Origin of the sequence: uncultured Streptococcus sp. (assembly GCF_905372115.1) — a bacterium.
GTDB lineage: Bacteria > Bacillota > Bacilli > Lactobacillales > Streptococcaceae > Streptococcus.
The window spans coordinates 1-18,004 of the sequence record NZ_CAJPNR010000044.1; the positions used below are offsets into that span (position 1 = coordinate 1).

14 protein-coding genes, 1 tRNA gene and 1 pseudogene are annotated in these 18,004 nt (G+C 42.7%); 15 read left to right on the forward strand and 1 reads right to left on the reverse strand.

Going from position 1 to position 18,004, the window contains the following annotated elements:
- The 13 genes and pseudogenes from QZ169_RS09690 to QZ169_RS09750 form a co-directional block, all read left to right on the forward strand.
- Window positions 1–4,629 (forward strand): ZmpA/ZmpB/ZmpC family metallo-endopeptidase (locus tag QZ169_RS09690; protein WP_295506692.1); only part of this gene is annotated, 4,629 nt, incomplete at its 5' end.
- A gap of 255 nt (window positions 4,630–4,884) precedes the next feature.
- Window positions 4,885–5,634 carry a tRNA pseudouridine(38-40) synthase TruA gene (gene truA / locus QZ169_RS09695; protein WP_295506694.1) on the forward strand — a complete coding sequence of 250 codons (750 nt, stop codon included), beginning with the start codon at window positions 4,885–4,887 and terminating at the stop codon, window positions 5,632–5,634.
- On the forward strand, window positions 5,624–6,385 hold the full coding sequence (locus QZ169_RS09700; RefSeq protein ID WP_295506696.1) for a bifunctional hydroxymethylpyrimidine kinase/phosphomethylpyrimidine kinase: 762 nt from the start codon (window positions 5,624–5,626) through the stop codon (window positions 6,383–6,385). Before truA ends, QZ169_RS09700 begins: the two co-directional genes overlap by 11 nt.
- Entirely contained in the window at window positions 6,375–6,857 is a 483-nt protein-coding gene (locus tag QZ169_RS09705) for an ECF transporter S component (RefSeq protein WP_295506698.1), read from the forward strand. Before QZ169_RS09700 ends, QZ169_RS09705 begins: the two co-directional genes overlap by 11 nt.
- A gap of 12 nt (window positions 6,858–6,869) precedes the next feature.
- The gene (locus tag QZ169_RS09710; protein ID WP_295506700.1) at window positions 6,870–7,433 is read left to right on the forward strand and encodes a TIGR01440 family protein; all 564 of its coding nucleotides are present in this window, start codon (window positions 6,870–6,872) and stop codon (window positions 7,431–7,433) included.
- A gap of 79 nt (window positions 7,434–7,512) precedes the next feature.
- Window positions 7,513–8,796 carry a trigger factor gene (gene tig, locus QZ169_RS09715; protein ID WP_295506702.1) on the forward strand — a complete coding sequence of 428 codons (1,284 nt, stop codon included), beginning with the start codon at window positions 7,513–7,515 and terminating at the stop codon, window positions 8,794–8,796.
- 185 nt (window positions 8,797–8,981) lie between these two features.
- Window positions 8,982–9,572, forward strand: coding sequence for a DNA-directed RNA polymerase subunit delta (gene rpoE, locus QZ169_RS09720; RefSeq protein ID WP_002898937.1), 591 nt, complete (start codon window positions 8,982–8,984; stop codon window positions 9,570–9,572).
- 120 nt (window positions 9,573–9,692) lie between these two features.
- Window positions 9,693–10,379: a B3/4 domain-containing protein gene (locus tag QZ169_RS09725; protein WP_295506704.1), complete on the forward strand. Its 687-nt coding sequence runs from the start codon at window positions 9,693–9,695 to the stop codon at window positions 10,377–10,379.
- A 198-nt stretch (window positions 10,380–10,577) separates the two neighbouring features.
- Window positions 10,578–12,191 carry a CTP synthase gene (locus tag QZ169_RS09730; RefSeq protein ID WP_295506706.1) on the forward strand — a complete coding sequence of 538 codons (1,614 nt, stop codon included), beginning with the start codon at window positions 10,578–10,580 and terminating at the stop codon, window positions 12,189–12,191.
- A gap of 70 nt (window positions 12,192–12,261) precedes the next feature.
- Window positions 12,262–12,672 carry a GyrI-like domain-containing protein gene (locus QZ169_RS09735; RefSeq protein ID WP_295506708.1) on the forward strand — a complete coding sequence of 137 codons (411 nt, stop codon included), beginning with the start codon at window positions 12,262–12,264 and terminating at the stop codon, window positions 12,670–12,672.
- Window positions 12,673–12,816: 144 nt separating this feature from the next.
- Window positions 12,817–12,902 (forward strand) — tRNA-Leu (locus tag QZ169_RS09740).
- Between the two features lie 177 nt (window positions 12,903–13,079).
- A complete protein-coding gene (locus tag QZ169_RS09745; protein WP_295506710.1) occupies window positions 13,080–13,961 on the forward strand; it encodes a class II fructose-bisphosphate aldolase in 882 nt (293 codons plus the stop codon).
- Between the two features lie 249 nt (window positions 13,962–14,210).
- Window positions 14,211–14,697, forward strand: a pseudogene (locus tag QZ169_RS09750) (transposase); the annotation flags it as partial.
- A 320-nt stretch (window positions 14,698–15,017) separates the two neighbouring features.
- Here QZ169_RS09750 and QZ169_RS09755 read toward each other — a convergent pair.
- The gene (locus tag QZ169_RS09755; protein WP_223354766.1) at window positions 15,018–16,049 is read right to left on the reverse strand and encodes a zinc-binding alcohol dehydrogenase family protein; all 1,032 of its coding nucleotides are present in this window, start codon (window positions 16,047–16,049) and stop codon (window positions 15,018–15,020) included.
- Between the two features lie 128 nt (window positions 16,050–16,177).
- Here QZ169_RS09755 and QZ169_RS09760 point away from each other — a divergent pair, with 128 nt between their 5' ends.
- Together QZ169_RS09760 and QZ169_RS09765 are read left to right on the forward strand one after the other, a co-directional pair.
- On the forward strand, window positions 16,178–16,543 hold the full coding sequence (locus QZ169_RS09760; protein WP_002927730.1) for a helix-turn-helix domain-containing protein: 366 nt from the start codon (window positions 16,178–16,180) through the stop codon (window positions 16,541–16,543).
- Window positions 16,544–17,247: 704 nt separating this feature from the next.
- On the forward strand, window positions 17,248–18,004 hold a 757-nt coding region (locus tag QZ169_RS09765; RefSeq protein ID WP_295506714.1), incomplete at its 3' end, for an ATP-binding cassette domain-containing protein.

Genomic DNA, 18,004 nt, shown 5'->3' on the forward strand with positions numbered 1-18,004 from the left:
TCGCTAGTTCAAGCAGACAATCCAGTCTATGATGCTCCAGTAGCTACAGTTAGTGACCCAGCTCCGGTCCAGCCTGCCCTCCCAGAATACACGGGCGGCGTTAACGGCGAGTCGACAGTTCAACCAGAACAACCTAGTCTACATACAGACATCAAGCTAGAAACGATTGAACCTCAAGTTGTCAACAAGACAGATGATAGCAAGTATCTTGATGAAGAGACCACTGTCGATGGAACTCCAGGACAAAAAGAAATTGTAACCAGCTATGAAACCTTGGATGGTAATCGGATCTCGGAGCCGCAAACTACTGAAAGAATCTTGCACGAAGCAGTTGATACAGTGGTCACTCGAGGTAGCAAGGCTCGCATCAATAAAGAAGAATTGAGCAAGCAGCTAGCTTTAGCAGAGGCTGTGGATCCAGCAGTTTACACCAATCAATCCTATCAGCAGCTGCAAGCAATTAAGAATATGGCTTCGACGGTTTATCAAACTTCGTCGAGTCAAGATGAAGTAGATGCGGGTGTCAACCAACTCAAGCAGGCTTTAGCTGACTTATTGGCCCTTAAAGCAGCGCCGACCCTGACTGTTTCAGCAGTTAAGAAGGATGAATTGCAGAAATCAGCGCAAATTCAATACCAGCTGACGGACAGAGATCAAGCCTTTACTAGTGCTCATGTTCGTCTGAAGAAAGATGGCCAGCTGATAGCAGAGCAGAACTTGGCGAGTGGTCAGTTGACTGCTAGCTTCAGTGGTTTGGACTACTATACTCCTTATAAGATTGAGACGAATCTGTCCTATGACTTAGGGAATGGCCCTGAAAGTCAGGAATTAGCTCAAGAGACAGTCCAGCTTGACCTGAAGAAGGTGGAACTCAAGTCCATCACTAACGTCTCCTTGATGAAGGTTGAAAATGGCCAGACAAAATTGATGCCTACTCTGGCTGAAAAACCAGCAAATCTGGATCAATATTACCTGCACTTTACATCCGACCAGTTCAAGGATACTGTTCTCCCAGTTACTTCTATCGAGGAAGTGGTCGTTGATAACCAGCCTGTCTTCAAGATTCAGGCTCAGCTGCCAGACTTGCTGCAAAGAAGCGCAACTGGTCTTCAAAACAGCTTTGATTTCTATCTGGAAAAGGCCAAGAAGCGTGAAGGAAATGTCTACTATGATTTCCAAGACCTCTTGGACGGCATCAAGGAAGATCCTTCTGGAACCTTTATTCTGGGCCGCAGTATCAGTGCCAAGCTGATTGACAAACCAGCTAACAGCAAGTCTTACTTGCCAGGTGAATTCAAAGGTCAGCTGATTGGTGGTCAAAATGGCGAGCGCCATGCGATTTTAGACTTGGCGCATCCTCTATTTGATACGATTACTGGCGGAACGGTCAAGGATATTGACTTTAAGCGAGTCAATATGGTTTATCCAGATTCGCAAGCGGGCGATACAATTGCCACAATTGCTGCTCGTTTGAAGAATAAAGGAGTAATCGAAAATGTCAATGTCCAAGGCTACTTGGAAGGAAGAGACCATATTGCTGGTTTGGTTAATAATATAGAAGGCCAATCTCGCGTTGAAAATGTTTCCTTTAAGGGTCGTATTAAGTCCAAGGGTGGAAACTCTGTTACAGCCGGTATCGCGGGAACTAATGCTATGTCCTTGGTGAAACGCGCTTATGTCGAAGCCGATATTTGGGTCAAAAGTGGTCAAAATGCAGGTATGCTGGTCGCTCAAAACTTCACTGACTATTCAGGTTCAGGCTGGGGTAACTGGGGCAGATTGATGCAATCAGTTGCCAAAGGTAAGTTAGAGGATGCAGGCTCAAGAAATGCGGCTGGTATCGCTGCTTCCATTTGGCCGTATGGAACTATCAATGACACTGTCAGCTATGCCACCGTAGTGAACGGAAAAGAGCTTTTTAGCTCAGATAATGAAATCACCGATGCTTGGATGGGGCAAAAACTCCAAAACCTCTTTGGTGTTCAGGGACAAAGCTCTGGAACCAAGACGGGTAAAGATGCCAAGTTCCGTCGCTTGACAGAAGCTGAAGCGGAGCAAAAAGTCAAGAGCTATCAGATTACGGCTCTTGAGCAAACCAGCGCAAATGAAGTAACAACTGAGAAGCTAAATGCTGCTATCCTGAGAACAAGTACTTATCAAGATAAGCCAGGTTACAAGGCAGAAAATGAACAGCTTTATCAAAACCTCGAACGCTTTATGCCTTTCTACAATCAAGAGTTCTTGATTCATGAAGCTAATAAGCTGGTGGATGCTGGTAAAGCAGGAGACTTGTTGACCAAGAAAGTCTTAACGGTTCAAGCCCTGAAAGGTAATCAGTTTGTTGCTGGCGGAACGGATGCAGATAAGATCTTAGTCCATTTTGCAGACGGAAGCAAGACTATCTACAATCTTCAAAATCAAGCGCGATTTGAACAGACGACTCTGCCGGAATATCAGATTGCAGAGCTTGGTACAGTCTATACTCCAAATCACTCAACGGCAGTCAAAGAAGACTTGCTGACTCAGCTGACTGAGAGCTTGAAGAGCTTTGAACTGTATAGTGATGAAGTCTATCGTTCTGTTGGTCTTCCTAATGATAATGATAGAGTCAACAAAGTCAAGCGCCTCTTCCTAGATGAATCTCTGGCTGAAGTAAAAGCCAACTTGCAGGATATGCTTGGTAAGCTCCTGGCTAATGAATGGACAAGATTCCATGCTGACAATCCAGCAGCCAACGAAGCTCTGAAAGCTAAAATCGAAGAGAACAAGACCGCCATCATGCTCGGACTGACCTACCTCAACCGTTATTACGATCTCAAATTTGGCGACTATAACCTCAAGGAGCTGGTGCTCTTCAAACCAGACTTCTATGGTGAAAAAGTGCCATTGTTGGATCGCTTGATTAAGATTGGACGTTCGACAGAAAATCAACTGAAAGGGGCAGACAATGTCAATATGTTTGCACGTCAGTTGAAGGCTGAGTCCAAGGCTAGTGATTTGGTGGCTTACTTGGATTACAACCGTCGCCTGCTGACTGACTTTGAAGACATGGATTCTTGGTTCAAGGATGCAACACGAGGCTTTATTCAGTTTGAAGAACGCCAGTCCGAAGTCGAGGAGATTAAGTCTGCTAAGTATCGCGTCTTTGATAACCTCAACTCTGAATATTTCAGCAACTATATCCTCCCGCTTCTAACCTTGAAGAATACGCGCTTAGCCATTCTGTCAAACTATAGCACGATGGCCTTTGTCAACAGAGACAAGCGCCGGTCATGGTCTGATGAACGATTTAATGCGGGCATCAAGGAAGTAGCGACCCAGCATCGAAATCACGTAGACACTTGGTACAAGCTTCTCTCAGATGATATCAAGTCCAGAATGGTCAAGCAAAATGTAACGGCTGTATGGGATGGTTTTGATGTGGAAGGACGTGGCTGGATTGATGTCAACGGAAATGATAATAAGGGCAATCCTTATGCTCCATCCCGCGAGTTCTTCAACCTAGTTGGGGGAAGAGCTGGTGGCTGGTACAAGTCAAATGGCTACGGTGCCCATGCTGCTGGTTCAATCCGTGTGAACTTCGAGGCCTTTGACCTCTTGACGGAATACGGTGTGTCTGTCTTCACGCACGAGCTCACCCACGTCAACGATAGAGATATTTATCTGGGCGGACATGGCAGGCGACAAGGTATCGGACCAGAAGGTTATGCCCAAGGTCTGCTCCAATCACCAGTTCCTGGTCAGCCAGGCTGGGGTGCTCTGGGTCTCAATATGGCCTTTGATCGTCCAAATGATGGCAGTCTCATTTTCAATAGCTCGCCAAGTCTTTTCAAGAACCGAGCAGACATCGACCATTACATGAAGGGCTATAATGATACTCTCATGCTGCTGGATTACCTTGAAGGCCAAGCAGTTGTGGCTAAAGGAAATGAAGCAGCAGCCAAATGGTTCAAGAAGATTGAACCGAAGGTTGTAGATGCCCGGACTCAATACGATGTTGTGAGAGAGTTGACGGCAGAGGAGAAAGCGAATATGTCCGTTTCATCTGTAGAGGACTTGGTTGACCAAGGCTTGCTGTCTAACCGTGCGGTTGATAATCGAACTTATAATCCTGCTGACTATGACTCTAGTTACATTTCTATCGACTTCATGACGGGTATCTATGGTGGCGGTCAAAACAATACTGGAGCGCCAGGAGCCTTGATGTTCAAGCATAATACCTTCAGAATTTGGGGTTACTATGGCTATGAAAAAGGCTTTGTAAGCTATGCTTCCAATAAACACCGCAAGACAGCCAATGAACAAGGTGTGACTGGTTTGAGCGACAACTTTATCATCAAGCAAATTTCTGAAGGCGAATTTGAAACCATGGAAGCCTTCAAGAAAGCTTACTTCAGAAAAGTTGTGGATAAAGCACAAACCTCAGGTATTAAGCCAGTGACTGTCAACGGAAAAGTCTATAGTACTTATGAAGAGCTGAAAGCTGGCTTTGCAGAAGCTGTTGACAAAGATCTGAAGAAGACTCGTATCGATGAACGCGCAACCAAGGACTTCAAGTATGCTGTCTTTACACAATTACTCAAGAACACCAACAGCTTTATGGATGAAAACTCCATTTGGGGTTCCTAAGAAAAGGTGTCAGATTTGCTGATGTGTAACTGCAAATAAGGAACTTTAGCAATCTGTAATCAATAACCCATTTGAATTTACTCTGTTTGTGTCGTCACTGACAGTCTGATTCAGATGGGTTGTTTTGTTGCATAATGGCAAGTCAAAGTGCAGATTATCCCTATTTCTTATACAATATTTTTCAAAAAAACTGTCCCCAGACAGTTCCTGCTTTTAGGGCTTGCTGGGGGCTTTTTTTCCTGCTAAAATAAACACATGACACGTTATAAAGCGATTATTTCCTATGATGGCTATGGCTTTGCTGGTTTTCAGCGACAGCCCCATGCCAGAAGCGTTCAGGAAGAGATTGAAAAGACCCTGACCCGTATCAATAAAGGCCAGCCTGTGGTGATTCATGGAGCGGGCCGAACCGACAGCGGCGTTCACGCCCTGGGCCAGGTGCTGCATTTTGATTTACCAGAAGAGCAGGATGAAGAGAAATTGCGTTTTGCTTTGGATACACAGACGCCGGAAGATATTGATTTTATCAGGGTAGAGCGGATATCGGATGATTTTCATTCTCGCTACAATAAGCACAGCAAAACCTATGAATTTTTGGTGGATATTGGCCGGCCTAAAAATCCTATGATGCGCCATTATGCCACGCATTATCCTTATCCTTTGGATCTGAGTCTGATAGAAGAAGCGATTGCTCAGTTAGAGGGGACGCATGACTTTACTGGATTTACGGCTTCTGGGACCAGCGTGGAAGACAAGGTTCGGACCATTACCGAGGCCAAGGTCCGCTTTGATGCAGAGCGTAATTTTTTGATTTTTACCTTTTCGGGCAATGGCTTTCTCTACAAGCAGATCCGCAATATGGTCGGTACCCTGCTCAAGATTGGCAACAAGCGCATGCCGGTGGAGCAGATTCAGAGGATATTAGCGGAGAAAGATCGCCATCTGGCAGGACCAACAGCTGGTCCAAACGGCCTCTATCTAAAGGAGATTCGTTATGAAGAATAAGTTGATTTTAGCCCTTTCGGGCAATGACATTTTTAGTGGCGGCGGACTCCACGCTGATTTGGCTACCTATACGGTCAATGGCCTGCATGGTTTCGTAGCTGTGACTTGCCTGACGGCTATGACTGACAAGGGATTTGAGGTCATTCCAGTTGAGGAAGAGGTTTTTGCCCAGCAGTTAGCCAGTCTCAAGGATGTTCCATTTTCTGCTATTAAGATAGGACTTTTGCCCAATCTGCAAATAGCAGGGCAGGCTTTGGCTTTTGTCAAGCAGCATAGGGATATACCGGTAGTACTGGATCCTGTTCTGGTCTGCAAGGAAAATCATGACTTGGAAGTCAGTGCGCTGAGAGAAGAAATCATCAAGTTCTTTCCTTATGTCAGTATCATCACACCAAATCTGGCAGAAGCTCAGCTATTGACCCAAAAAGAAATCAAAAGTCTGGAGGATATGCAGGCTGCAGCCAAGGAGCTCCATGATTTGGGAGCCAAGCATGTGGTGATTAAGGGCGGCAATCGCTTGAGCAAGGAGCGGGCGGTGGATGTTTACTATGACGGTCAAGATTTTGAGATCATGGAATCGCCAGTGCTGGCTAGCAACAATACCGGAGCAGGCTGCACATTTGCTTCCAGCATTGCCAGTCAGCTGCTTCTAGGCAAGTCTCCGCTTGCAGCAGTTCAATTGTCTAAAGATTTTGTTTACCGAGCGGTTCAGCGCTCAGATCAATATGGGGTAGTTCAGTATGAGAAATAATCAGGTTAAAAAATTAGTTATCTTAGCTTTCATCACAGCACTGTCTGTTGTTTTGGGGAATTTTTTAAAGATCCCAACTCCGACAGGATTTTTGACACTGCTGGATGCAGGGATTTATTTTACAGCTTTCTACTTTGGTCGCAAGGAAGCGGCTATTGTCGGAGGCCTTTCAGGCTTTTTGATTGATATGATTGCCGGCTATCCCCAGTGGATGATTTTCAGCCTGATTTGCCACGGACTTCAGGGTTTCTTTGCTGGCTTTGAGGGCAAGAAACGCTACCTTGGTCTGGTCTTGGCTGCAGTAGCTATGGTCGGTGGATATGCCCTCTTTGGTAGTATCATGAATGGTGTCGGGGCTGCCCTAGCCGAAATCTTAAGTAATTTTATGCAGAATGCTTTTGGTTTAGCAGTCGGTTTTGCTCTTTACAAAGCCTTCCCGGAGAGTTTGAAAAAGGCAGTCACAGTGAAATAAACGAGGTGAGACATGGACTTAGCTAAGATTGGAGCAGAAACTCGTCAGATTCTTCTAGATGTTTTGGACAAGGCTGCCTTGGTCGAGGGAGATATTTTTGTTCTGGGGCTATCCTCTAGTGAGGTTGTCGGAGGACATATCGGTCAGAATTCCAGTCTGGAAGTCGGACAGGTCATTGTCAAAATCATACTGGATATCTTAGAAGAGAAGGGGATTTTTCTAGCAGTTCAGGGATGTGAACATCTCAACCGCGCCCTCGTAGTTGAAAGAGCCTTGGTGAACAAGAAGAATTTGGAGATAGTCAATGTTCTGCCTACTCTTCATGCTGGAGGCAGCGGTCAGCTAGCAGCTTTCCAATACATGAAAGATCCTGTCGAGGTGGAGTTTATCGTTGCTCAGGCGGGGCTGGATATTGGCGATACTGCTATCGGCATGCATGTCAAGCACGTGCAGATTCCTATCCGACCGATTCTCAAGGAGTTGGGAGCTGCCCATGTCACAGCTTTAGCCAGTCGTCCCAAGCTAATTGGCGGCGCTAGAGCGGCCTATACAGAGGATAAGATCAGGAAGGGATAAAAGGAAAAATAATTTTGAAAAAAACTCTAATTATGCTATAATGGGTTGTATTCAATAAATTTTAAGGAGAAATGACAGAATGTCTGTATCATTTGAAAACAAAGAAACAAATCGCGGCCTTTTGACTTTTAGCATCAGTCAAGAGAAAATCAAGCCTGCCTTGGACCGTGTATTTAACTCAGTAAAAAAAGATATTGCTGTACCAGGTTTCCGTAAAGGTCGCCTTCCACGTGCTATCTTCAACCAACGTTTTGGTGAAGAAGCCCTCTACCAAGATGCTTTGAACGCTCTTCTTCCAGAAGCATACGAAGCGGCTGTCAAAGAAGCAGGTATTGAAGTAGTTGCTCAGCCTCAGTTTGATGTCGAGTCTATGGAAAAAGGCCAAGCCTGGATCATCAAAGCTGAAGTAGTCACTAAGCCAGAAGTTAAGCTGGGTGCTTATAAAGACTTGGAAGTAACTGTTGAAGCTACTAAAGAAGTGACTGACGCTGAAGTAGATGAGCGCATTGAGCGTGAGCGCAACAACTTGGCTGAGTTGGTTCTCAAAGAAGGTCCAGCAGCAGATGGTGATACAGTTGTGATTGACTTTGTTGGATCTGTTGACGGCGTTGAATTTGACGGCGGCAAGGGTGACAACTTCTCACTTGGACTGGGCAGCGGCCAATTTATTCCAGGATTTGAAGAGCAGTTGGTTGGTCACAGTGCAGGCGAAACAGTGGATGTTGTCGTAACCTTCCCAGAAGACTATCAAGCAGAAGACTTGGCAGGTAAGGAAGCTAAGTTTGTGACAACTATTCACGAAGTCAAAGAAAAAGAAGTTCCAGCATTGGACGATGAGCTTGCAAAAGATATCGACGAAGAAGTGGAAACACTTGACGAGCTGAAAGAAAAGTACCGCAAAGAATTGTCAGAAGCTAAGGAAACAGCTTATAACGATGCGGTAGAAGCAGCAGCGATTGATCAAGCAGTAGCAAACGCTGAAATCGTTGACTTGCCAGCAGAAATGGTCCACGAAGAAGTACACCGCGCTGTTAATGAATTCTTGGGCAATATGCAACGCCAAGGAATCTCACCTGACATGTACTTCCAAATCACTGGTACTAGTCAGGAAGACCTGCACAAGCAATACGAAGCAGATGCTGAGTCACGCACTAAAACAAACCTTGTCGTAGAAGCTGTTGCTAAGGCAGAAGGTTTTGAAGCTAGCGCAGAAGAAATCGAAGCAGAAGTAACTTCATTGGCTACAGACTACAACATGGAAGTAGAACGTGTTCGTCAATTGCTGTCAGAAGACATGCTGAAACACGACATTGCTATCAAGAAAGCTGTTGAAGTGATTACAAGCACTGCGAAAGTGAAATAAGCTTCATCATTCAAAATGAGATCATTTGAAACTAGTGTATAGATACACTAGTTTCTTTTTGTACTTGTTCCGTGATTTTTCCTGGATTTTCTTTTGACGAAAATAGAAATTTATCGTACAATAGAAAGTAGCGAAAAATTGCAAGAGGGCGACAAGCCTTTACTTAATCTTAAAGGAGATCAACTTTGGAATTAGAAGTATTTGCTGGACAGGAAAAAAGTGAGCTTTCTATGATTGAAGTGGCGCGTGCCATTTTGGAAGCCCGCGGCCGCGACCATGAGATGTATTTTAATGATCTGGTCAATGAAATTCAAAACTATCTGGAAAAATCAAACAGCGAGATTCGTGATGCCCTGCCTTTATTCTACACAGAACTCAATGTAGACGGCAGCTTTATTCCGCTGGGAGATAATAAATGGGGCCTGCGTTCATGGTATGCTATCGACGAAGTGGATGAAGAAATCATCGCCTTGGAAGAGACTGATGAGGATGATGCGCCTAAGAAACGCAAGAAAAAACGCGTCAATGCCTTTATGGATGGCGACGAGGATGCCATTGACTACAGCGATGACGATCCAGAAGATGAGGACGGCTACGAAGCAGATCCAGCTCTCTCATACGATGAGGAAAATCCAGACGATGAGAAGAATGAAGTGGAAGCTTACGATGCTGAAATCAACGAAATCGCTCCAGATGATCTAGGTGAAGAAGTCGAACTCAACGAAGAAGATGACGACTACTCTGACGAAGACACGGAGACCGAAGAGGAAGAATAGAACAACCAAAAGAAGCAAGGGACGAAATCCTTTGTTTCTTTTAATATTCCTTGAAATATAAGTTCGGAAGGTGTAGAATACTAATAAAATTTAATAAAGAAAAGATGGAGGAAGGCTGCTATGAAATTTGTCATTGATAAGAGTCTGGGTGATTTAGGTATTAAGAGTGTTGTTATCGGGATTGCCAAGAATGTCAATCCTCATGCAGAACTGTCTTCCTCATTTCTAAAAAAGAAAAAGGAAATGGAAGACTGGGCTCTGGCCTGCGACTTGGATGAGGTGCTTGAGTCGCCGGTGGTTCAAGGTTATGTAGAAATACTCCAGCGCGTAGGTCGCAGTGTCAAGAAAAATCCTCCGACGGTTCCCGCTCTGATTCGCAATATCCAGCACCGAGGCTCGCTCCCTCATATTAATAGCATTATTGATATTTATAATGTCGAAGCCCTGCATTCTCTACTGGCTATTGGTGGGCATGATTTTGATAAGATTGAAGGTCAGATAGAATTCACCGTAAGCCAAAAGGAAGATGTTTTTCTGCCTATTTTGTCCAAGGAGAAGCATGTTGCCGAGACAGACTATGTTTATCGGGATGCCAAAGGCATTTTGGCTTGGCTGGATGTTCGTGACAGCGAGTATTATAAGTTTGATGAAGAGACCAAGGATGCTATTTTCATCATTCAGGGGAATGCCAATACCTCTGTCGAAATGCGTCTGGAAGCCTTGGAACGAATCCGACACGATTTAGCAGAGTGCATGCCTGATGTAGAATTCGAAACACATGTCATTAGTATTGGTGAAAATGGATGAAAACCGAATGAAATCATTTGACAATTTTTTAGGTTTGCGATATTATACTGTTCGGGCACCTCTTTTAGAGGTCAGAGCTTCCTGTTTTCAGGGAGCTATTTTTCTTTTTCAGACAAATTATGGAAAATCCTCCTCTAGATAAGATTCCAGTAACTGTGATGCTTGCTGGAACGAATTGTTTTATGAAAAGGAGCACGTATGTCAACTAAATATATTTTTGTCACCGGCGGTGTAGTTTCTTCTATCGGGAAAGGGATTGTGGCAGCTAGCTTGGGACGGCTTTTGAAGAATCGCGGTCTCAAGGTTACGATTCAGAAATTTGATCCTTATATCAACATTGATCCCGGGACCATGAGCCCTTACCAGCATGGGGAGGTGTTTGTGACAGATGATGGAGCTGAGACAGATTTGGATCTGGGACATTATGAGCGTTTTATTGACATCAATCTCAATAAATACTCCAATGTCACCACTGGTAAAATCTATAGCGAAGTCCTGCGCAAGGAGCGTAAAGGCGAGTATCTGGGGGCGACGGTCCAAGTCATTCCGCATATTACGGATGCTCTCAAGGACAAGATCAAGCGGGCAGCACGGACGACGGACTCGGATGTGATTATCACAGAGGTCGGTGGTACAGTGGGGGATATCGAGTCTCTTCCTTTCTTAGAAGCTTTGCGCCAGATGAAGGCTGACGTCGGTGCAGACAATGTCATGTATATCCATACGACTCTCCTGCCCTATCTCAAGGCGGCTGGCGAAATGAAGACCAAGCCGACTCAGCATTCTGTCAAAGAACTGCGAGGTCTGGGGATTCAGCCTAATATGCTGGTCATCCGCACAGAAGAACCAGCTGGGCAAAATATCAAAAATAAGCTGGCTCAATTCTGCGATGTGGCGCCGGAGGCAGTCATTGAGTCGTTGGATGTGGAGCATCTTTACCAAATTCCTCTCAATTTGCAGGCCCAAAAGATGGACCAAATCGTCTGTGACCATCTGAAGCTGGATGTGCCGGCAGCGGATATGACAGAGTGGGCAGCTATGGTTGAGAAAGTGATGAGTCTGGAAAAGCAGGTTCAGATTGCTCTGGTCGGCAAGTATGTCGAGTTGCCAGATGCCTATATTTCAGTTGTCGAAGCGCTCAAGCATGCCGGCTATGCCAATGATGCGGAGGTTAAAATTAACTGGATTGATGCGAATCAGGTAACGGCCGAAAACGCATCTGAGCTTCTTGGAAATGCGGATGGGATTATCGTTCCGGGCGGCTTTGGTCAGAGAGGAACTGAGGGTAAGATTCAGGCAATCCGCTATGCGCGTGAGCAGGATGTGCCTATGCTGGGCATTTGCTTGGGTATGCAGTTAACCTGTGTCGAATTCGCCCGTCACGTCCTAGGATTGGCAGATGCCAACTCAGCGGAGCTCAATCCAGACACACCATATCCGATTATTGACCTCATGCGTGATCAGATTGATGTCGAAGACTTGGGTGGAACGCTGAGGTTAGGGCTCTATCCTTCTAAGCTTAAGCCTGGATCTAAGGCAGCATCAGCTTACGACTATCAAGAAGTCGTTCAGCGCCGTCACCGTCATCGTTATGAGTTTAACAATGCTTTCCGCGAGCAGTTTGAGGCAGCTGGATTTGTATTTTCTGGAGTTTCACCGGACAATCGCTTGGTCGAAATAGTAGAAATCCCAGAAAATAAATTCTTCGTTGCCTGTCAGTATCACCCAGAGCTTTCCAGCCGACCGAACCGGGCTGAAGGTCTTTATACGGCCTTTGTCACAGCAGCGGTAGAAAAGAGCTCGGAGAGATAGACTTGCTTTGTCTGACCTAAGCGACTTTTCTAGAGAAATGTTATAATGAAAAATAAAAGGAGGGAAGAAGATGTTTCTAAATATTTTAGCTAGTATTCGTACTAATAATTTTCAAGATGAGCATTGTATAGAAAAAATCCAAGCTCTCTGGCAGGAACAAGAGGGAGCTGTGAAAGAAGCTTTTGCCCAAGGGGAGCCGGTTTATGCCGTCTATCATGACTATGCCAGTGATTACAAAGGAGACTACAGTCTCTCTATCTGCCGTTTGACAGATGGGGAAGTCTATGATTTTGACACATCCGAGCAGACCTATCAAGTGTTTGAAGCAGATAAGGAGGATCCTCAAGCGGTTCTTCATGCTTGGCAGAGGATTTGGCAGGCAGAAGAAACAGATGAGCTTCATCGGAGCTACACTTTTGACTTCGAAAAATACGATCCCGACCAAACGGTTGCTGTCTTTGTTGCGACTCAGCAGCACTGAGTTTTCTGTGTTCCTGTCTTAGCTTCATTTTCGTTTAAATTTCCCAGTCTTGCTGATTGAGTAGAAAGTTGATTTTTTGAAATAAACTAAAAAATTTTCTTGACAAGCCTTAGCTGTCCTGTTATACTAGTAAGGTACTCAATCGCGGGGATGGCGGAATTGGCAGACGCGCAGGACTAAGGATCCTGTGACCGCTTTAGGTCGTGAGGGTTCAAGTCCCTCTCTCCGCATCAAGTAAGCTGGCTTCGGCCAGCTTTTTCTTTTTGCAATAGAGACGCTTAAAAAGGCTAAGTGTCTACCTGCAATTCTTTAAAATTTCAGGAAAAACTAGCAATTTTAGTGAAAAAGTGATAAAATAAACAATGTAAGTGGTTTAACCACAAAAAATAAGAGGAGGCCTGATAAGAATGGCAATCGTTTCAGCAGAAAAATTTGTCCAAGCAGCTCGTGACAATGGTTACGCAGTTGGTGGATTCAACACAAACAACCTTGAGTGGACTCAAGCTATCCTGCGTGCGGCAGAAGCTAAGAAAGCACCAGTGCTTATCCAAACTTCAATGGGTGCTGCTAAATACATGGGTGGCTACAAAGTTGCTCGCAACTTGATCGCTAACCTTGTAGAATCAATGGGCATCACTGTACCAGTTGCGATTCACTTGGACCATGGTCACTACGAAGATGCACTTGAGTGTATCGAAGTTGGTTACACTTCTATCATGTTTGATGGTTCACACCTTCCAGTAGAAGAAAACCTTAAATTGGCTAAGGAAGTCGTTGAAAAAGCACACGCTAAAGATATCTCAGTAGAAGCTGAAGTTGGTACTATCGGTGGTGAAGAAGACGGTATCATCGGTAAAGGTGAATTGGCTCCAATCGAAGACGCTAAAGCAATGGTTGAAACTGGAATCGACTTCTTGGCAGCTGGTATCGGTAACATCCACGGTCCATACCCAGCAAACTGGGAAGGTCTTGACCTTGACCACTTGAAGAAATTGACAGAAGCTCTTCCAGGCTTCCCAATCGTATTGCACGGTGGTTCAGGTATTCCTGATGACCAAATCCAAGCAGCTATCAAACTTGGTGTTGCGAAAGTTAACGTTAACACTGAATGCCAAATCGCATTCGCTAACGCAACTCGTGCATTTGCTCGCGACTACGAAGCAAACGAAGCAGAATACGACAAGAAGAAACTCTTCGATCCACGTAAATTCTTGGCTGACGGTGTAAAAGCTATCCAAGCATCAGTTGAAGAACGTATCGACGTATTCGGTTCAGAAGGTAAAGCTTAATCTAGCTGAACAATACAGATGAAACCTGCCCCTGGGGGTGGGTTTTTGTGTTTTCTTTTATAGAGAATATACTTAAGACTACTATATCCAAAGTTGCTAAATTAATGTAATTATTCTAAGACTACCCTTGGCGAACGAATATAATAACTTTACGCCTGTTTTCAAAGGAAATCACTGTCTTTCCCAAAGTAAATTGGAACATCTAATTTTTTAGGAATGCTGAGTAGCTAAATGAATGATAGAACTTTCAAAAAAATTAATAGTTTAAAGCACTTAGCACCTGTTTATATTGATGAAACGGGATTCGATACTTATTTTTATCGAGAATACGATCGCTTATTAAAAGATCAGTTAATAGGAGGTGAAGTGTATGGAAGAAGGTATCAGAGGATTTCTTTGGTTGTAGGTCTAACAAATAGTGAGTTAATCGCTCCAATGACTTACGAAGAGACGATGACGAGCGACTTTTTTGAAGCTTGGTTTCAGAAGTTTCTCCTACCAATATTAAATACACCATTAGTTATTATTATGGACAATGCAAGATTCCATAGAATGGGTAAGCTAGAGCTCTTATGTGAAGAGTTTGGGCATAAAATTTTACCTCTTCCTCCCTACTCACCTGAGTACAATCCTATTGAGAAAACATGGGCTTATATCGCAAAGCACCTCAAAAAGGTATTACCAAGTTGTAATACCTTTTTTAGAGGCTCTTTTGTCTTGTTCTTGTTTCAATTGACTATAGTATTCACCATCTAAAGAATTACTTGATTGGTTAGAACAAGCAATTAATAAAATTGGAGATAGATGCACTAAAAATAATGTGGCAAATTCTTACATTTGCTTACTTCATTTCTATTATATCAAAGCAATTTTACAAGTTTAAGACAGGTAGTGCTGACAATCATTTTACTTTTTCAGGGAATATCCCTTTCTATGAAATAAAAGCCTAATCTGTTCTTGGAAAATTCACAGACCTATTGCTTTACTATGCTATCTTTAATTACACGAGACTCATTATACCTATTTATTCTTTCTCCATTAATTAATTCTAATTTTTTACTCTTTTGAATTGCTGATAACAATTTTTCCTATGGTTCGACCGGTTTCTAGAAGCCTGTGAGCCTCTTTAATGTTTATTGAATTCATTGGAGATAATCTTTTTGTAACCGTCGTTTTTAGCTCTCCATTATCAATCATATCTGCAATTTGATTAAGAATATAATGTTGACTAATCAAATCTTCTGTTTGCCACATTGATTTTGCAAACATAAATTCCCATGAAAAACTAACTGCTTTAGACTGTAGTGCAGACAAATTGACTTTTTCTTTAGTTTCGTCAATAGAACAGATTTTTCCTTGAGGTTTAATAGCTTTTACCATAAAATCCCAATGCTTTTCAGTATTATTTAAACAGAAAATGTAATCAACTGTTGAGAATCCAATTTCATTAAGCTCTTTATCCATATCTTCAAAATGATTAATTACAAATTCAGCTCCATGCTCCAAAACCCACTTTTTACTTTCATCTCTGGAAGCAGTTCCAATAACAGTTAACCCTACATTATGAGCTAACTGACAAGCTATTGATCCTACTCCACCACTTGCTCCGATGATTAATATACTCTTAGCATAATTTTTGCTTTTATCAAATGGGATTTTTAATTTTTCAAATAAACCCTCATATGCTGTTAAGGAAGTTAAGGGTAAGGCCGCAGAATTTTCAAAAGATAAAGTATTTGGTTTTTTCCCAACAATACGCTCATCTACAAGTTGATATTCAGCATAGGACCCCGATTTTGTTAAATCTCCCGCATAGAATACCTCATCGCCAACAGAAAACAACTCGCAATCTTCCCCTACCTCTGAGACAATTCCGGAAGCATCCCATCCTAAGATTCTCGGGGATTCTTCGACTTTACTTTTTGGAGATCTAACTTTATAATCTACTGGATTTACTGAAATCGCTTTAACCTCAACAAGTAAGTTCTTTCCTTTAGCAAAAGGTTTATCTAACTCAACGTCTTCAAAACTTCTCTTATCATCAATAGGTAAATATCTGTATAATCCGACCCCTTTCATAGTTGCCATAGTTCAATTTCCTTTCCTTATTTTATTTGGTATAATGTTAATTATAGACAAATACTGCAAAATAACAATATTGAAGTTTTTGTAACTAGTGATATTTTAGTAACTTAAGATAGAAAGATGGGTAGATTATGGTAAGAAAAATTTATGATTGTGCTAATGGATGTCCAGTAGAAACCACTCTCCAAGTAATTTCTGGCAAATGGAAATGCGTAATATTATTTCACTTATTAAATAATGAAATTTGTCGATTTGGCGAATTAGAAAAATTAATGCCCGGTTGTTCTAGAAGGATGTTAGCGTTGCAACTTAAAGAATTGGAGTTGGACAAAATTATTCATAAAGATATTTACTCTATCATGCCTCCGATAACAGAGTATACACTAACTGAACTTGGAAGAACTTTAGAACCAGTAGTAGTTGAAATGAATAGATGGGGAAATAAATATAATCAAATTTTATTTAAAAATGGTAACGAGCTTCCTGTTGATAAATAAATTTCTCTTAACACGACTAAATGCCCTCTAGTTTAATAAATTATAGGAAGAGTTCCAGTTTGTTAGTATGATTCATATTCACTGCAAAAAAGGCTTATTAAATATTCTCCAAATTTCTGCTGTCTATACTAGGATTTATGGCAAATTCAACCTAAGATTTTGCCCCTATTTTGCCACACTTTTTTAAGAACTAAAGGGAATAATGAAGCATATTTCTAATACAGTGTGGGTAGAAGAATACCTGAATATAGCTCTTTTTATTGTATGAGGAAGTATAGTAAATAAATGATTTATGTTCAGAAGGTAAAGCATAATCTAGCTGAACAATACATACGTAACCTGCCCATCAGGCAGGTTTTTTTGGTGTTTTAAGGAGACTATTAAGCCAGAATTTTGGACTAATACTCTTCGAAAATTAAATTCAAACTACGTCAGCTTCACCTTGCCTTACTCAAGTACAGCCTGCGGTTAGCTTCCTAGTTTGCTCTTTGATTCTCATTGAGTATAAAAATATCACTTTAAGAGAAAAATTTTCAATTCCATAAACTTTGGGCAAACGCTTGCATTCCATTTTTTATTGGACTATAATAGGTTGGTATAAAGCCTTCTGTAATAATAAAATTTAGAGGGTTTAGAAAGTAAGGATTTAGAATTTTTGTAGTCAAAAATACAATGTTGCTATTCCTTACGGTAGGGAGATAGATATGGCAATGATAGAAGTGGAACATCTTCAGAAAAATTTTGTGAAGACAGTGAAGGAGCCGGGGTTAAAGGGAGCTTTGCGCTCCTTTATTCATCCTCAAAAGCAGACCTTTGAAGCAGTCAAGGATTTGACCTTTGAGGTGCCAAAAGGGCAAATTTTAGGATTTATTGGGGCAAATGGTGCAGGTAAATCAACAACCATCAAAATGCTAACAGGGATTTTGAAACCGACATCTGGTTTTTGTCGGATTAACGGCAAGACTCCGCAGGACAAACGCCAAGACTATGTCAAGGATATTGGAGTAGTTTTTGGGCAACGCACCCAGCTGTGGTGGGATTTGGCTCTGCAAGAGACTTACACGGTCTTGAAAGAGATTTACGATGTGCCGGACTCGCTCTTTCATAAGCGCATGGACTTTTTGAATGAAGTTTTGGATTTGAAGGAATTTATCAAAGACCCCGTGCGGACTCTGTCGCTTGGTCAACGGATGCGGGCGGACATTGCGGCTTCCTTGCTCCACAATCCTAAGGTTCTCTTTTTAGATGAGCCGACCATTGGTCTGGATGTGTCGGTCAAGGACAATATTCGTCGGGCCATTACCCAAATCAATCAGGAGGAAGAGACCACTATTCTCTTGACCACTCACGACTTGAGCGACATTGAGCAACTTTGTGATCGGATTTTTATGATTGATAAGGGGCAAGAGATTTTTGATGGAACGGTTAGCCAGCTCAAGGAAACCTTTGGCAAGATGAAGA